Below are 16,740 nucleotides of genomic sequence, written 5' to 3' on the forward strand. Positions count from 1 at the left end.
TCATTAAATACGAGAAAGCGCCCGGGAATTGCTCCTCCCGGGCGCTTTCAGTCCGTCAAGCCTTGCCCTAGGCTGAAACAGAACCGCTGGTGGAAGCGGTCTGACGGAACAGCCATTCCGACTTCAGCTCCGCATAACCAGGCTTGATCACGTCGTTGATCATGGCCAGCCGTTCATCGAAAGGAATGAACGCAGACTTCATCGCATTGACAGTGAACCACTGCATGTCGTCGAGGGAGTAGCCGAAGGTGTCGACCAGGTGCTCGAATTCGCGGCTCATGCTGGTCCCGCTCATCAACCGGTTGTCGGTATTGACGGTCAGCCTGAAGTGCAGTTTCCGCAGCAGGCCGATCGGGTGCTCGGCGTAGGAGAGCGCCGCACCCGTCTGCAGGTTCGACGTCGGGCACATCTCCAGCGGGATCCGCTTGTCCCGGACGTAGGACGCCAGGCGGCCCAGCGTCACGGAACCGTCGGCGGCGACCTCGATGTCATCGATGATCTTCACGCCGTGGCCGAGCCGGTCCGCGCCGCACCACTGCAGGGCCTGCCAGATGGACGGCAGGCCGAAGGCCTCGCCCGCGTGGATGGTGAAGTGGTTGTTCTCGCGCTTGAGGTACTCGAAGGCATCGAGGTGGCGGGTGGGAGGGAACCCGGCCTCGGCGCCGGCGATGTCGAAGCCGACGACGCCCTTGTCGCGATAGCGGTTGGCCAGTTCGGCGATCTCCAGCGCGCGGGCCGCGTGCCGCATCGCGGTCAGCAGTGCGCCGACGCGGATCCGGCGGCCGTTGGCCTTCGCACGGCGCTCACCCTCGCGGAAGCCCTCGTTGACCGTCTCGACGACCTCTTCGAGGCTCAGGCCGGCTTCCAGGTGCTGCTCGGGCGCGTAGCGGATCTCGGCGTAGACGACGCCGTCCTCGGCGAGGTCCTCGGCACACTCGGCGGCCACCCGGAAGAGGGCCGCCTTCGTCTGCATGACCGCGCAGGTGTGGGCGAACGTCTCCAGGTAGCGCGGAAGGGAACCGGAGTCGGCCGCTTCCCGGAACCAGATGCCGAGCTTGTCGGCATCGGTCTCGGGAAGGTTCTCGTAGCCGACCTCGCGGGCCAGCTCGATGATGGTCCCGGGGCGCAGTCCACCGTCGAGGTGGTCGTGCAGGAGCACCTTCGGGGAGCGGCGGATCTGATCCGGGGTGGGCAGGTTGGGGGTCTCGCTCGTCATCTGGGCACTCTAGCTCCTACGCGCGTAGAGCGGTGAGACGGTGCCCACCCCCGATATGTAACAGTGACCGCGCGGACGGGTGGCGTACACCTCGGCGTCTGAGACTGTTCCGTCATGGCACAGCATGCGCCGCCGGCGCGCGGGGCCCGCCTGGGGCGGGCGGCCGGCGCGACCGGCTCGGTCTCAACGGTCAGTGGTGTGGTGCTCCTTCTCCCCGGAGCGTCCAGATTGTCCCCCGGTCCGGTGCGCCCGCTGGCCCGGGCCCTGGCTCGGGCCGGCGCTGCGGACGGGCTGGTCACGCACCAGGTCATCCACGGCGCGGGCACCCGGGAAGGGGACGCCGAATGGGCCGCGGACGAGGTGGTCCGGCTGTACGGGGACGTCCCGGTGTGCCTGGCCGGCTACGGCGCGGGAGGCCGGGCGGCGCTCGCCGCGGCCGGCCACGAAGCCGTCAACTCCGTTCTGGCGCTCGCCCCTTCGCTCCCCGAGCAGTCCGCGGCGGACACCCCCGAACCGGTGAAACAGCTCTCGGGCCGCCGGGTCCTGATCGTGCACGGCACCAACGACGCGCGCAGCGACCCGGAGTTGTCCTTCCGGCTGGCGACCCGGGCGAAGAAGGCGAACCGTACGACGTGCCGCTTCGAGGTGCACTCCGACGGGCACGGCCTGCGCGAGCACCAGGCCGAAGTCGTGGCACTGTCCGTGGACTTCGTACTGGGCTCCGTGTTCTCGGGCCCCTACTCCCGGCCGGTCACCGACGCGCTGGCGGCTCCCCCGCCGCTGGGCCTGCGGATGCCGCTGGCCTCCGGCTACGGGCGGTCCCCGCGCCGCTGACACGGCGTGGACGCGGCGCAGGGCGACGGACCCGGCGAAGGCAGCGGGCGCGCCGGAAGGCAGCGGGCGAGGGGCTGCGAGTGACCGCGAGCGCCCGCACGGGATGTGAGGGGACCGCGGGAGGCCCCGGGGCGCGCCGAGGAGCCGCGGCCGCGGGCGCCCTGATGCCGCGGTGGTCGCGCGGGGCCGCACGTGCCGGCCGCGCCGCCCCCTCCCGGTCGGATGACACGGGCGGGCCCGGCGCGACCACCTTGGGCACACGCCCGCGCGAGGGCGCTGTGCCAGGCCGGCGAAGCGCGGACTCAGGATGCCCGCGCCCTCCCCCGAGAACGCCGTGGTACCACTGTGCCGGTTCGGCCTATCCTCACGAAGATCGGAGGGCATCGTCTTGGTGCCTTGCGGGAACACGAGGGGTTTACGAATCGGCGCAATCCGGGACGAATATGCATATGCCATCGGATGAAACGGACCAACTGAGCTCCGTGGCCCGGCGTCTCTACGGGTACGCGGCCGAAAGGCACGCCTTTTCCGAATCGGAAGCCGGCGAGGCCCTCGGTGAATCCGTCGGCGCCGCCATCGCCGAACTCGCGGCGGCGCACCTGATCCAGCCCCGCCCGCGTCCGGACCCCGCCACCGCGGACGGTTGCCCCGGCGGGCCGGTGGGCGTGTGCTGGAGCGCGGTGTCCCCACAGGCCGCGGTGGCCCGGACACTGGCCCCGCTGGCCCTGCAGGTGCGTGAGGCCCACGACGAGATGGACCGGCTGCGCGTCCGGCTGGAGAAGCTGCTCCCCGAGTACGAGGCGGGCACCGACCTGCGCAACCGCGGCGGGGCGAACGCCCTGGAGCTGGTCACCGACCCGGCCGCGCTGCAGATCATGATCGGGGAGCTCATCGCCTCTGCCGAGTCCGAGGTGCTGACCTGCCACCCGGGCGGCGGCCGCCGTCCGGAGACCCTGGAGGGGGCGGTGGTCCGGGACGAGGCGATGCTGGCCCGGGGCGTGCGGATGCGCACCCTCTACCAGCACACCGCCCGCTACTCCCGCCCCACGGCCGCCTACGTCGAGCGGGTGACCGCGCTCGGCTCGCAGGTCCGTACCGTCGGTGACGGGCTGATGCGGATGATCCTCGTCGACGGGCACACCGGGCTGATGGAGGTGCAGGACGACATCAAGGCCGCACTGATCGTGCGCGAGCCCAACGTCGTCCGCTTCATGGAGCAGACCTTCGAACGCTGCTGGGCGGAGGCGGAGCCCTTCAGCACCACCGTCGGTCCGGACCAGGCCCGCTCCATCTCCGACGAGCTGCGTCAGACCATCGTGCGGCTCCTGGCGGAGGGGCTGGAGGACAAGGTCATCGCCCGCCGGCTGGGCATGTCGGAACGGACCTGTCAGCGCCACATCGCCGAGATCATGCGGGCGGTGGGGGCCAAGTCCCGCTTCCAGGCCGGGTTCCTGCTGTCGGCCACGGCGGCGGCCTCCGCGGCTTCCCGCGCCCCGCTCACGCCCCCGGCTGCAGCTCCGGAATCAGCCGCCCCCGACGGGACAGCAGGAACCGCTTGAACTCCGCCACCGGCGGTGTGTCCGGATGCCCCTCGCGCCAGGCCACCCCGATCTCGCGGACCGCACGCGGGGCGGTGACCGTCAGCTCCACGACCCCGGGCCGGGGCACCGCGGGCGGCGGCAGCAGCGCCACGCCGAGACCGGCGGCGACGAGCCCGCGCAGGGTCTCGGCCTCCTCCCCCTCGAAGGCGACCCGGGGCGTGAACCCGGCCTCCGCGCACAGGTCGTCGGTGATGCGGCGCAGTCCGTAGCCGGGCTCCAGGGTGACGAAGGTTTCCTCGGCGGCCTCCGCGAGGCGGATCCGCTTGCGCGCGGCGAGCCGGTGGTCGTCGGGGACCACCAGGCGCAGCCGCTGCTCGTCGAGGCGCCGGGTCACCAGACCCGGGGCGTCCGGCAGCGGCGAGGTCAGGCAGAGGTCGAGCTCGCCGGCCCGCAGCTTCTCCAGCATGGCCTCGCCGTAGTTCTGGACCAGGGAGAACCGCACGCCCGGATGGTCGGCCCGGAAGGCCCGGATCAGGCCGGGCACGGTCTCGGGGCCCAGGGTGTGCAGGAAGCCGAAGGCGACCTTGCCGAAGGAGGGGTCCGCGTCCTGCTGTACGGAACCGGCGGCGCGGGCGATCTCGGCCAGCGAGCGTTCCGCCGAGGCGAGGAAGGTGCGGCCGGCGGTGGTGAGCGCGACCGTACGGCCCTTGCGGGCGAACAGCGTGACACCCAGGTCCTGTTCGAGGCGGACCATGGCCCGCGACAGGGTGGACTGCGGAACACCGAGCTCGTGCGCGGCGCGGGTGACGTGCTCGTGCCGGGCGACGGCGACGAAGTACGCGAGGCGCGGGGCCAGCACATGTGTCACTGCCATGTCTTCTTCGTAACGACTCATCGATAGGCACCCATCTGACCTGTGTTGATGCAGGGCTGGATTGATTATCGCGAATTCGTGCATTGGACGCATGAAAACGACGGCTCTACCGTCGTCACCATGCCTCCCGCTCATACCGGGGCACCCGTCATCCCGGGTGCCTCCACCCCGTCGTTCCCCGCCTCCGCACCCGAGGCGCACGAGCCCGGCCGTCCCGGCTACCGCCGCCTCAGCCTCGCGCTCTTCGCCGCCGGACTGGCCACCTTCGCCCTCCTCTACTCCACCCAGGCGCTGCTGCCCGCGATCTCCGACGGGTTCGGCGTGACGGCGGGTCAGGCCAGCTGGACGGTCTCCGCGGCCACCGGCGCGCTCGCCCTCTTCGTCCTGCCGCTCAGCGCGCTCTCCGAGCGGTTCGGGCGGACCCGGATGATGACCTGCTCGATGGTGCTCGCGGTCGGCGTCGGCCTCCTCGTACCCTTCGCGCCGAACCTGGAGTGGCTGATCGCGCTGCGCGCCGTCCAGGGCGCGGCGATCGCCGGCATCCCGGCCTCCGCGATGGCGTACCTGGCGGAGGAGGTCAAGCCGAAGGCGCTGGTCGCCGCGATCGGCCTGTTCGTGGCGGGCAACTCCATCGGCGGCATGAGCGGCCGCCTCGTCACGGGCTGGGCGGCCCAGGCCTGGGGCTGGCGCGGCGGTCTGCTGGCCGTCGGCCTGATGTCACTGGCCTGCGCGGTGGCGTTCCTGGTCCTCCTCCCCCGGGCCCGGTTCTTCAGCCCGGCCTCGCTGAACCCGCGCGCGGTGGGACGTACCGTCTCCGGCCATCTGCGCGATCCGCTGCTGCTGCGGCTGTACGGGATCGGCGCGCTGTTCATGACCGTGTTCGGGGCGGTCTACACGGTCATCGGCTACCGCCTGGTGGACGAGCCGTTCTCGCTCGGGCAGGGCCTCATCGGCTCGATCTTCCTCGTCTACCTGGTCGGTACGGCCTCCTCGGCGGCGGCCGGGCAGCTCGTGGCCCGGCTGGGCCGGCGCGGCGCGCTGTACCTGGCGGTGACCACGACGGCACTGGGCCTGTTCCTCTCCCTCGCGGACTCGCTCACCTCGATCCTGCTGGGCCTGGTCCTGATCACGGCGGGCTTCTTCGCGGGCCACGCGGTGGCCTCCGCGGCGGTGAGCCGTACGGCGAAGACGGGCCGCGCGCAGGCCTCGGCGCTCTACCAGTCGGCGTACTACGCCGGCTCCAGCGCCGGTGGCACGCTGGGCGCCCTCGCCTACCACTCGGCGGGCTGGGCGGCCACGGTCACCCTCGCGCTGCTCGCGGTCGCCGGAGTCGTCACGATCACCCTGTACGGGTCCCGCGCGGCCCGTACGGCCCGGATCGCGGCGCTGCCCGCCCGCTGATGAAGGGCCCGGGGGCCGGGGGGGCCACCGACCCGGATGGCATGATCGCCGGTCATGGCCATAGTCAACGTTCACCTCATCCTCGGCAGCACGGTCAGCCTGGTCTGCCCGGCCCGCGTGGTGGAGGCCGGCGCCGACGGCCTGCTGCTGTGGGTGGCCCCGGGCACTCCGCTCTGGCGCGCCACCATCCCGCCCGGCACCCATCTGCGGGACCTGCCGACGGAGGGCTCGTACCCGCTGCGGGCGGACCGGTGGCGGCACGCGGGCGCGCTGATCCTGCAGCCGGCGGGGGCGGGGCACGCGGTGTGGTGGAGCTTCACGGAGGAGCAGGAGTTCCGCAGCTGGTACGTGAACCTCGAATCCCGCACCCGTACCCGGGACGGCGCGGACGTCCACGTCACCGACCAGGAGCTGGACATCACGGTGGCTCCGGACCGCGCGTGGGAGTGGAAGGACGAGGAGGCCTTCGCCGCGAAGACGGGCCACCCGGTGTACTGGACGGCGGCCGAGGCCGCCGCCATCCGTGCGGAGGGGGTCCGCGTCACCCGGCTCATCGACTCGGCCTCGTACCCCTTCGACGGCACCTGGTGCGACTTCCGCCCACCGGCGTCATGGCCCGTCCCGGACCGCCCGCCCCTCCCCCTCGGCCCGGTCACCGCCCCCTCGGGGGCGCTCGTCCTGGGGAAGGCGAGCTGGATCGGCCACCGGCAGGACGGCAGTCGGCCCTGGTCGGAGCGCGCCCTGGCCGCAGCGGCGGCGGGCGGCGGCCACATCCACGAGGGCGAGAGCGCCGAGCCCTTGGCCTGGGGGTACGAGGCGATAGCCGTCCCGGCCGCCCTCGACCGGCCGCTGCCGGTACGGGCCTGGACCTCTCCCTCTCCCTTCGACGGCGAGCCGGTGCTCTCGGCCCTGGAGGTGGAACTCGGCCTCCAGTGGGACCGGGACGCGCACGGCGACGGCCCGGTCCCCCTCGGCGACCTCCCGGTCGACCGCTGCGGGACGGTCCTCGGCGACGCGCGGGCGCTGGACCGCTTCGAGGGGCTGTCCGGAGAGTCGGTGGACGGGCTGGCCGACGTCACGTACTGGGGCAGGTACTGGGAGGAAGCCCACGCGGTGTTCGGCGGGGAGCTGGTACTCCCGCATCCCGGCGGTACCGGTCCGCACGGCTTCCTCGACATCCCCCTCGCCGAGGCACGGGCCCTGAAAAGGCGGATCGAGGACTGGGTCCGCGAGGGCCCGGGCAACGGCCTGATGGTCTCGGTGGACGCCCACACCGACTTCCACCGCTTCAAGCGCGCCGGATGGAGCCGCCCGCTGCTGGCCGGAACCATCGAGGTCGGCGGCTGCCGGGTGCTCGGCCTCGGGTGGGACCCCGGGGACCACTCGATGCGGCACCGCGGGGAACGTGCGCACGGGCAGGTGTACCCGGTCACCCTGGAGGAGCGGGCGGGCGAGGCCGTCCTGCGCTGGACCGTCCCGGCGTACGTGCCCGACGAGGATGCCGCGCTCTGAGATGACGGTTCGCGAACTTCGGCCGGAAGGCCGCGGTGGAGGGGGGCGGCCTGGCCTGGCTCTTCCCGGACGGTGTGGGTGGCTTCCACGACGGTGCGAGCGTGCCGGTGCCGCTCGCGCTGGAACTCCTGCGCGGCATGCTGCGCGAGCACGGCGCCTCGTGCCGGCTGGAGGCGCAGGCTCAGGCGAACGCGGACGCGGACTCGGTGGGTGCCTTCGCCGTGCACGTCGGGTGGGACCAGTACGTGCCCTGCCCGGCGGCCGTGGCCCGCACCCGGTAACTCGGGCTCTTCGCGGAGACCATCGAGGCCTCGCCGTACGACCCCTCCCAGGACGGCGAGTACGAGCTGCGCCGCGCGGACGAGGAGTTCTGGGAACGGGTGCGGGCCGCCGAGGCGTGCGGTGCGGCGGAGCTGGTCGACGAGAACCCGATCGCGGGGCTCTCGCCGGTGCCCGGGCCGCCGCGCTGCTGCCGGTCTACGCCCACGAGCACGACCCCCTGTTCACCGGTGTGCTGCCGGACGCGGACGGGGTGGTGCGGGCCCGGTGGCAGGTGTAGCGGACGGGGCGCCGCGTGCCGGGCTGCGGTTGTCAGACCCCTCGGGTAGTTTCCGAAGGACCGGGAACTATCAGGGGGATCAAGGGACATGACCGAAGCCACCGACCTCGGACCCGAGCTGGATGCGGCGCTCGACCGCTACCGCGTCGAGCTCACCGGGTACTGCTACCGCATGCTCGGCTCCTCCTTCGACGCCGAGGACGCGGTGCAGGACACGTACATCCGTGCCTGGCGGAGCTTCGAGAAGTTCGAGGGGCGTTCCTCCCTGCGGTCGTGGCTGTACCGGATCGCCACCAATGTCTGCCTGGACCTGCTGAACGCGGGGAACAAGCGGGCCCGGCCCATGGACCTGACCGCTCCGCAGCACCAGGCGTCCGCCGTACTGAGCGAGCGGCCCGAGGTGACCTGGCTGGAGCCGGTGCCCGACGGGCGGGTGCTGCCGCAGACCGCCGATCCGGCGGAGATGGCGCTGGCCAAGGAGTCCGTACGGCTGGCCTTCGTCGCGGCGCTGCAGCACCTGCCGGCCAAGCAGCGGGCGGTGCTGATCCTGCGCGAGGTGCTGGCCTGGAAGGCCGACGAGGTCGCCACCCTGCTGGACACCACCGTCGCATCGGTGAACAGCGCCCTGCAGCGGGCCCGCGCGACGCTCGCCGCCACCCGCATCCGCGAGAGCGAAGCCGCGGACCCGCTGGACGCGGACCAGGTGAAGCTGCTGGGGCAGTACCTCGCCGCCTTCGAGGCGTACGACATCACCCGGCTGACCGCCCTCCTCCACGAGGACGCGGTGCTGTCGATGCCGCCGTTCGACCTGTGGCTCCAGGGCCACGAGGACATCGCGGCCTGGCACCTGAACCAGGGCATCGGCTGCAAGGGCTCGCGGATGCTCCCGACCACGGCGAACGGCATGCCGGCCTTCGGCCAGTACCGGCCGCGCGAGGACGGGCAGCCGGGCTGGACCCCCTGGGCGCTCCAGGTCCTGGAGATCTCAGACGGGAAGATCGTCGGGCTCAACGCCTTCCTCGACACCGCCCGGTGGTTCCCGCTCTTCGGGCTCCCCGAGCAGCTCGACGAGTCCTACGAGGCCCAGCAGGGCGCGTAGGGAGGGCCCGGCCCCGATGACCCGGAAGGGCCGGGCGGCGGCGGTGAGCCGCAGCCGGGCCAGTGCCTCTACGGCGGCGAGGCCCGGCGCCGTGACGCCTGAGGCGTCGCAGACCACGGCCGCCGCCCCGTCCTCGTAGAGCCTGGCGAGGCGCGTGCAGAGCAGTAAGGCGTCGCGGGCGGTCGGGCTGGGGCCGGGCAGTACGAGTCGGGTGGTCTCCACATGAGGGTGACTGCCCGACCCGCACGAACTCATCGGTGCCGATGGGTCCCGGCTACGGAGTGATCCCCTCGATGATCTCCACCTTGAAGCCCTCGGGCCAATCCGTCTCCTCCCAGAGACGGACGGTCTGCTCCCCAGCCGTCGTCGCTCTGTGGTTCGTGTCGGACGGTGAGTGCGCTCATGGGTGTGCTCCTCAATCGTTCGTCACCGGTCCCAGCGTGCAGAACGGGACCGGTGGGCGTCCACCGGTCCCGTTCGCCCGAAAGGGAAGCCGCAGGTCAGGCGATGCGGTCCAGCACGATCGGCGTGGCGGAGAAGGGCGTGCCCGCCGGGGCGATGTCGGCGATGCCGTCCAGTGCCGCCAGGGCGTAGTCGAACTTCTCCGGGGTGTCCGTGTGCAGGGTCATCAGCGGCTGGCCCGCGACCACCGTGTCGCCCGGCTTCGCGTGCAGCTCGATGCCCGCGCCCGCCTGGACCGGGTCCTCCTTGCGCGCGCGGCCGGCGCCCAGGCGCCAGGCGCCCACGCCCACCCCGTACGCGTCCAGACGCGTCAGGACGCCCGAGGCGGAGGCGGTGACCACGTGCTGCTCGCGCGCGACCGGCAGCGCCGCGTCGGGGTCGCCGCCCTGCGCCGCGATCATCCGGCGCCACACGTCCATCGCGGAGCCGTCGGCCAGGGCCTTCGCCGGGTCGGCGTCCTTGATGCCCGCCGCGTCCAGCATCTCCCGGGCCAGGGCCAGGGTCAGTTCGACGACGTCCGAGGGGCCGCCGCCTGCCAGGACCTCGACCGACTCGCGGATCTCCAGGGCGTTGCCGGCGGTGAGGCCGAGCGGGGTGGACATGTCGGTGAGCAGGGCGACGGTCTTGACTCCCGAGTCGGTGCCCAGGCCCACCATGGTGCGTGCCAGCTCGCGCGCGTCCTCGATGTTCTTCATGAAGGCGCCGGTGCCGACCTTCACGTCCAGGACGAGCGAGCCGGTGCCCTCGGCGATCTTCTTGGACATGATCGAGGAGGCGATCAGCGGGATCGCCTCGACGGTGCCCGTCACGTCGCGCAGCGCGTAGAGCTTCTTGTCGGCCGGGGCCAGGCCGTCGCCGGCCGCGCAGATGACGGCGCCGGTGGTGTCCAGTACGTGCAGCATCTCCTCGTTGGAGAGCAGGGCGCGCCAGCCGGGGATGGACTCCAGCTTGTCCAGGGTGCCGCCGGTGTGGCCGAGGCCGCGGCCCGAGAGCTGCGGTACGGCCGCGCCGCAGGCGGCGACGAGCGGGGCCAGCGGCAGGGTGATCTTGTCGCCGACTCCGCCGGTGGAGTGCTTGTCCGCGGTCGGGCGGGAGAGGGAGTCGAAGTTCATCCGCTCGCCGCTCGCGATCATCGCGGCGGTCCAGCGGGCGATCTCGGTCCGGTTCATGCCGTTGAGCAGGATGGCCATCGCCAGCGCCGACATCTGCTCGTCGGCGACCACGCCGCGCGTGTACGCGTCGATGACCCAGTCGATCTGCTCGGGGCTCAGTTCACCGCGGTCGCGCTTGGTGCGGATGACGGAGATGACGTCCATGGAAGTGCTTCCTTCTACGCGCATAGAGAAGAGGAGAGGGGTTGACGACGGCCCCCCGCCCGGCAGGGCGGAGGGCCGTTGTCACGGCTATCTCAGGTGGTCCGGCCCGAAGGCCTGCGGCAGCATCGCGGAGAGCGGCAGGACGCCTTCCGGTGTCTCCACCTGGAGTCCGGGGCCGCCGAACTCGAACAGCAGCTGGCGGCAGCGCCCGCACGGGACGAGGATCTCGCCCTTGCCGTCCACGCACGTGAAGTGCGTCAGGCGGCCGCCGCCCGTGGCCTGGAGGGAGGAGACCAGGCCGCATTCGGCGCACAGGCCGAGGCCGTAGCTGGCGTTCTCGACGTTGCAGCCGACGATGGTGCGGCCGTCGTCGACCAGCGCCGCGACGCCGACGGGGAAGCCCGAGTACGGGGCGTACGCCCGGGACATGGCCTCCCGAGCGGCGTCGCGCAGGGCGTCCCAGTCGGGGGCGGCCGTCACTTGCCCTGACCCTTGCGGTACGGCATGCCGTCCGCCTTGGGCATGCGCAGGCGCTGCGCGGACAGCGCGAGCACCAGCAGCGTGGTCAGGTACGGGGCGGCGTCCACGAACTGGCTGGGCACCGCGTCGGTGAACCCGTACCAGAGGAACAGCAGCACGGCGAAGACCGCCGAGATGCCGGCCGGGACGTAGCGCTTCTTGTAGAGCTGCCAGGCCACGACCAGGACGAGCAGGATCGCGATGAGCAGCAGCATCGCGTGGACGTTCTCGGCGCCGCCGCGCAGCTTGAGGCTGTCGGTGAAGCCGAACAGGCCGGCGCCCAGTGCCATGCCGCCCGGCATCCAGTTGCCGAAGATCATCGCGGCGAGGCCGATGTAGCCGCGGCCGCCGGTCTGGCCCTCCTGGTAGATCGGGCTGGCCACGATCGACAGGAACGCGCCGCCCAGGCCCGCCAGAGCGCCCGAGACGATCACGGCGATGTACTTGTACTTGTAGACGTTGACGCCGAGCGATTCGGCGGCGATGGGGTTCTCGCCGCAGGAGCGCAGCCGCAGGCCGAAGGTGGTGCGCCACAGCACCCACCAGGTGCCGGGGATCAGCAGCAGCGCGACGACGGTCAGCAGCGACAGGCCGGTGACCAGGCCGCCGACGACGCCCGCGACGTCGGAGACGAAGAACCAGTGCTTGCCCTGGAGGGTGGCCATCCAGTCCGACAGCCCTGGCACGGTGATCTCGTAGATCGGCTCGACGCGCGGGGACTGCTTGGAGGAGCCGCCGGGCGCCTCGGCGAACGTGAAGTTCGACAGGTACTGGGTGAAGCCCAGGGCCAGGATGTTGATGGCCACACCGGAGACGATGTGGTTCACGTTGAAGGTGACCGTGATGATCGCGTGCAGCAGGCCGCCGATGGCGCCGCCGATCAGGCCGGCGATGACGCCGGTCCACGGGCCCCACTGGTAGCCGGCCCATGCACCGAACCAGGTGCCGAGGATCATCATGCCTTCGAGGCCGATGTTGACCACGCCCGCGCGCTCGGCCCACAGGCCGCCGAGTCCGGCGAGGCCGATCGGGACGGCGAGGGAGAGTGCTCCGGAGACCTGGCCGATGGAGGTCAGGTCGTCGGCGCCGCTGATCACGCGGACCAGCGAGACCAGCGCGAGGCCGCCCGCGATGATCAGCATGATCCAGGGCAGGGTGAGCTTCTTGCGGCCGCCCTGCTTCTTGGGGGCGGCGCTCGTCGCGGAAACGGTGCTGGTGCTCACGCCGCGACCTCCTTGTCGGTCTTGATGGCGCCGCCGGCGGCGAGTTCCTCGCCGACCTTCTGCTGCTGGCGTCGGATCCCGTAGCGGCGGACGAGCTCGTAGGAGACGACCACCGCGATCACGATCAGGCCCTTCATGATCGTGCCGATCTCCTTCGCGTACCCGGCCGTGTCGAGCGAGGCCGAGGCCTTGTCGATGAAGGCCATCAGGAACGCGGCGAAGAAGATCCCGACCGGATGGTTGCGGCCGAGCAGCGCGATGGTGATGCCGGTGAAGCCGACACCGACCGGGAAGGACAGGCTGTACGTGTGGCTCTCGCCCAGCAGCACCGGCATGCCGGCGAGGCCGGCGACGGCGCCGGAGATGAGCATCGAGGTGATGATCATCTTCTTGGCGTCCACGCCGGAGGCCTGCGCGGCGGATTCGCTGGCGCCGGTGGCGCGCAGGTCGAAGCCGAAGCGGGTGCGGCCCAGCACGAACCAGTAGACGATGCCCAGCGCGAAGGCGAGGAAGGTGAAGCCGTAGATCTCCAGGCCGTCACCGAGGGAGACGGCCGGGAACCAGCCGGACTTGGCGATCTCGCCGGTGGTCAGGTCGTTCGAGCCCTCGGGCTGGACGCCGAGGTTCTTCGGCAGGATCAGCCAGGCGATCAGGCTGGTGGCGATCGCGTTCAGCATGATCGTGGAGACGACCTCGCTGACTCCGCGCTTGGCCTTCAGGATGCCGGCGATGCCGGCCCAGGAGGCGCCGACCAGCATGGCGACGAGCACGATCAGCAGGATGTGCAGCGGGCCGGGCAGCGAGACCGCGGCGCCCACGACCGCCGACAGCATCGCCGCGAGGCGGTACTGGCCGTCGACGCCGATGTTGAAGAGGTTCATCCGGAAGCCGACGGCCACGGCCAGGGCGGCCAGGTAGTACGTACCGGCCTGGTTGACGATGAGGACCTGGACGTCCTCGTAGCCCGCGTTCTCCACCATGAGCCGCAGCGGTTCGATCGGGTCCACACCCGTCGCCGCCAGTACGGCCATGGTCAGCACGAAGGCGGTGACCAGCGCGAGCGCGGGCCCGGCGAAGCCGAGGAGCAGCCGGTCCTTGTCGAGTTTCTTCATCGGGCCTCGTCCTCCGGGGAGTCGGTACGGGCGTCCGTGCCGGCGTCGGAGCGGTTGTCGGTGGCTTCGGTCTCGTCGACGGGTGCTTCGAGGTGACCCGAGGCGGCGCCCGTCATGGCGGTGCCGAGTTCCTCGGGGGTCACGGTCGCGGGGTCGGCGTCCGCGACCAGGCGGCCGCGGTAGATCACGCGCAGGGTGTCGGACAGGCCGATGAGCTCGTCCAGGTCGGCGGAGATCAGCAGGACCGCCAGGCCTTCGCGGCGGGCCTCGCGGATCGCGTCCCAGATCTGCGCCTGCGCGCCTACGTCCACACCGCGGGTGGGGTGGGCGGCGATGAGGAACTTCGGGTTGTGGCTCATCTCGCGGCCGACGATCAGCTTCTGCTGGTTGCCGCCGGAGAGCGAGGCCGCGGTGACCTCGATGCCGGGCGTGCGGACGTCGTACTCGCGCACGATCCGCTCGGTGTCCTTGCGGGCGGCCTTCGGGTCGAGGATGCCGCGCTTGGAGTTGGGGGCCTCGGTGACGTGGCCGAGGATGCGGTTCTCCCAGAGGGAGGACTCCAGCAGCAGGCCGTGGCGGTGGCGGTCCTCGGGGATGTAGCCGATGCCGCCCTCGCGGCGCCCCCGCACCGAAGACTTGGTGATGTCCTTGCCGTCGAGGGTGATGACGCCCGCGTCGGGGGTCATCATGCCCATGAGGGCCTCGATGAGCTCGGTCTGGCCGTTGCCCTCGACGCCCGCGATGCCGAGGATCTCGCCCTTGTGGATCGTGAAGGTGATCCCGTCGAGCAGCAGGCGCCCGGCGACCGCGCTCTCGCGCAGGTTGGCGTCCGGCAGGCCCGGCGTGCGGGCGGTGTCCTCGGTGGCGACGGGCGCGCCCCCCTCGGCGATGGTCAGGCGCTCGACCTGGAGCATCGCAGTGGTGGTCACCGTGGACTCGCGGGTCTCCGGGGAGGGCAGCTCGGAGCCGACCATCAGCTCGGCGAGCTGCTTGGTCGTGGTGGTGCGGGGGTCGGCGGTGCCGACCGTGGTGCCGCGCCGGATGACGGTGATGTCGTCCGCGACCTTCAGGACCTCGCCCAGTTTGTGCGAGATGAAGATGACGGTCAGGCCCTCGGACTTGAGCTCTCGCAGGTTGTCGAAGAGCGCGTCCACTTCCTGCGGCACGAGCACGGCGGTCGGCTCGTCGAGGATGAGGATCTTCGCACCGCGGTAGAGGACCTTGAGGATCTCCACGCGCTGGCGGTCGGCGACACCGAGGTCCTCGACCAGGGCGTCGGGACGTACGCCGAGGCCGTACGCGTCCGAGATCTCCTTGATCTTCTTACGGGCCTTCGCGCCGATGCCGTAGAGCTTCTCGCCGCCGAGGACCACGTTCTCCAGGACGGTGAGGTTGTCGGCGAGCATGAAGTGCTGGTGCACCATGCCGATGCCGCGGGCGATGGCATCGCCGGGGCTGCTGAAGGAGACCTGTTCCCCGTCGATGGCGATGGTGCCCTCGTCCGGCTTCTGCATGCCGTAGAGGATCTTCATCAGCGTCGACTTGCCGGCGCCGTTCTCACCGACGAGGGCATGGACCGTGCCCTTGCGGACGGTGATCGCGATGTCCTTGTTGGCGACGACGCCGGGGAAGCGCTTGGTGATGCCGTGCAGTTCTACGGCGGGGGGCGGGCTGGACGCGTTGATGACGCACTCTCCTTGGCGCGGAAGGAGCTGAAGGCAGGGAGGGACAGGGCGGGGAGAGAAAGTATCGCGTCCACGATGCTTCTACGCGCGTAGCACTGTCGAAAGTGAAAACTTGCGGCCAACCGGCCACAAGATCACATGAAACCACGTGATACGGGCCGGGGCCCGGGAGCGATGGAGACCGCTACCCGGACCCCGGGGACCACGCTTACAGCAGGTCAGACGGTGCCTTACGGCGCGGTCTTGACCTCGATCTTCTTGGCGATGATGTCGGCCTTGGCCTTCTCCACCGCGGCGACGACGTCAGCCATCGCCTTGTACTTCGGGTTGGAGTCGGCCAGGCCGACGCCGTCCTTGTCCAGGCCGTAGCGGACCTCGCCGGACTCGGGCTTGCCGTCCTTGACCGACTTGATCAGGTTGTAGACCGAGTCGGAGACGTCCTTGGTGACCGAGGTCAGGATGAAGTCCTTGTACTTCGACAGACCGGCCTGGTTGTACTGGTCCGAGTCCACGCCGATGGCCCACTTGCCCTTGGCGGCGGCGGCCTCGATGGCACCGGAGCCGGCCAGACCGGCGGCCGAGTAGATCACGTCGGCGCCCTTGTCGAGCTGGCCCTCGGCCGCGGCCTTGCCCAGGTCGGGCTTCGTGAAGCCATCCGTGTTGGGAGGCTGGGTCAGGTACTGAGTCAGCACCTTGGCGTTCGGGTTCGTGGCCTTGACGCCCTGAACAAAGCCCGCCTCGAACTTCTTGATCAGCGGAACCTCGACACCGCCGATGAAGCCGACCGTGCCGGTCTTGGACGCCTTGGCGGCGGCGACGCCCGCCAGGTAGGAGCCCTGCTCCTCATTGAAGACGAGGTTGGCTACATTCTTCCCGGTCACCGAAGTGTCGTCGATGATGCCGAACGTGGTGTTCGGGTACTTCTCAGCGACCTTCTTGATGGCCGGCGCGTAGGCGAAGCCGACGCCGATGACCGGGTTGTTGCCCTTGCGGGCCAGCTCGGTGAGGCGCTGGACCTTGTCGGCCTCACCCTCGCCGTCGGTGGGCTCCGCCTGGGCGCCCTTGATCTGCAGGTCCTTCTCGGCCCTCGCGAGACCGTCATAGGCGGCGTCATTGAAGGACTGGTCGCCGCGGCCGCCGACGTCGTACGCAATGGCGGCGGACTTCTCCGCAGAAGAGGACGGCGAAGACGAGTCCGAGGACTTCTTACCGCCACAGGCGGTGGCCGAGAGGGCCAGCGCGGAGGCCGCGAAGCCCACTGTGGCGATCCTGATGATCCGGCGCAAGGGGAGGCTCCTTCAAAACCTGACCGAAGCGCCACGGTCGGCGCTGGTTTTGCGGCGATCGTAACGCGCGTAGATGTCAGTTAAAGGCCTGTTCATGAGTC

The 16,740-nt window shown here is 70.9% G+C and carries 15 protein-coding genes; 6 read left to right on the top strand and 9 right to left on the bottom strand.

The window, feature by feature from the left end:
• Positions 1-67: 67 nt before the first annotated feature.
• Positions 68-1,216: an adenosine deaminase gene (locus tag OTB20_RS07140; RefSeq protein WP_267815741.1), complete on the bottom strand. Its 1,149-nt coding sequence runs from the start codon at positions 1,214-1,216 to the stop codon at positions 68-70.
• A gap of 114 nt (positions 1,217-1,330) precedes the next feature.
• On the opposite strand from OTB20_RS07140, the gene OTB20_RS07145 reads away from it, so the two are divergent.
• The gene (locus OTB20_RS07145) at positions 1,331-2,050 is read left to right on the top strand and encodes an alpha/beta hydrolase (RefSeq protein WP_267815742.1); all 720 of its coding nucleotides are present in this window, start codon (positions 1,331-1,333) and stop codon (positions 2,048-2,050) included.
• 449 nt (positions 2,051-2,499) lie between these two features.
• Positions 2,500-3,609: a helix-turn-helix transcriptional regulator gene (locus OTB20_RS07150; protein WP_267815743.1), complete on the top strand. Its 1,110-nt coding sequence runs from the start codon at positions 2,500-2,502 to the stop codon at positions 3,607-3,609.
• On the opposite strand, the gene OTB20_RS07155 is transcribed toward OTB20_RS07150, so the two are convergent.
• Entirely contained in the window at positions 3,548-4,486 is a 939-nt protein-coding gene (locus OTB20_RS07155) for a LysR family transcriptional regulator (protein ID WP_267751417.1), read from the bottom strand. The genes OTB20_RS07150 and OTB20_RS07155 overlap by 62 nt on opposite strands.
• Positions 4,487-4,585: 99 nt before the next feature.
• On the opposite strand from OTB20_RS07155, the gene OTB20_RS07160 reads away from it, so the two are divergent.
• From OTB20_RS07160 to OTB20_RS07175, 4 genes are all read left to right on the top strand, one after another.
• Complete coding sequence (locus OTB20_RS07160; protein ID WP_267815744.1) at positions 4,586-5,866, top strand: MFS transporter; 1,281 nt, start codon at positions 4,586-4,588, stop codon at positions 5,864-5,866.
• A gap of 54 nt (positions 5,867-5,920) precedes the next feature.
• Entirely contained in the window at positions 5,921-7,378 is a 1,458-nt protein-coding gene (locus tag OTB20_RS07165; RefSeq protein ID WP_267815745.1) for a DUF402 domain-containing protein, read from the top strand.
• Between the two features lie 35 nt (positions 7,379-7,413).
• A complete protein-coding gene (locus OTB20_RS07170; RefSeq protein ID WP_267815746.1) occupies positions 7,414-7,659 on the top strand; it encodes a hypothetical protein in 246 nt (81 codons plus the stop codon).
• A gap of 366 nt (positions 7,660-8,025) precedes the next feature.
• Positions 8,026-9,036: a sigma-70 family RNA polymerase sigma factor gene (locus tag OTB20_RS07175; RefSeq protein ID WP_267815747.1), complete on the top strand. Its 1,011-nt coding sequence runs from the start codon at positions 8,026-8,028 to the stop codon at positions 9,034-9,036.
• Here OTB20_RS07175 and OTB20_RS07180 read toward each other — a convergent pair.
• The 7 genes from OTB20_RS07180 to OTB20_RS07215 form a co-directional block, all read right to left on the bottom strand.
• Complete coding sequence (locus OTB20_RS07180) at positions 8,923-9,258, bottom strand: STAS domain-containing protein (RefSeq protein ID WP_267815748.1); 336 nt, start codon at positions 9,256-9,258, stop codon at positions 8,923-8,925. The two genes, OTB20_RS07175 and OTB20_RS07180, sit on opposite strands and share 114 nt — an antisense overlap.
• 278 nt (positions 9,259-9,536) lie before the next feature.
• Positions 9,537-10,814 carry a thymidine phosphorylase gene (locus tag OTB20_RS07190; protein ID WP_267751425.1) on the bottom strand — a complete coding sequence of 426 codons (1,278 nt, stop codon included), beginning with the start codon at positions 10,812-10,814 and terminating at the stop codon, positions 9,537-9,539.
• 87 nt (positions 10,815-10,901) lie between these two features.
• Positions 10,902-11,294, bottom strand: a complete 393-nt coding sequence (locus OTB20_RS07195; RefSeq protein ID WP_267815749.1) for a cytidine deaminase — start codon at positions 11,292-11,294, stop codon at positions 10,902-10,904.
• Positions 11,291-12,556, bottom strand: a complete 1,266-nt coding sequence (locus OTB20_RS07200; protein WP_267751427.1) for an ABC transporter permease — start codon at positions 12,554-12,556, stop codon at positions 11,291-11,293. The genes OTB20_RS07195 and OTB20_RS07200 overlap by 4 nt, the downstream gene beginning before the upstream one ends.
• Positions 12,553-13,668, bottom strand: coding sequence for an ABC transporter permease (locus tag OTB20_RS07205; RefSeq protein WP_267815750.1), 1,116 nt, complete (start codon positions 13,666-13,668; stop codon positions 12,553-12,555). The genes OTB20_RS07200 and OTB20_RS07205 overlap by 4 nt, the downstream gene beginning before the upstream one ends.
• Positions 13,665-15,353, bottom strand: a complete 1,689-nt coding sequence (locus tag OTB20_RS07210) for an ABC transporter ATP-binding protein (RefSeq protein WP_420716349.1) — start codon at positions 15,351-15,353, stop codon at positions 13,665-13,667. Before OTB20_RS07210 ends, OTB20_RS07205 begins: the two co-directional genes overlap by 4 nt.
• Before the next feature lie 230 nt (positions 15,354-15,583).
• Positions 15,584-16,639 carry a BMP family lipoprotein gene (locus tag OTB20_RS07215; protein WP_267815751.1) on the bottom strand — a complete coding sequence of 352 codons (1,056 nt, stop codon included), beginning with the start codon at positions 16,637-16,639 and terminating at the stop codon, positions 15,584-15,586.
• Positions 16,640-16,740: the final 101 nt, after the last annotated feature.

The sequence above is a fragment of the Streptomyces sp. H27-H1 genome, from assembly GCF_026627445.1.
GTDB lineage: Bacteria > Actinomycetota > Actinomycetes > Streptomycetales > Streptomycetaceae > Streptomyces.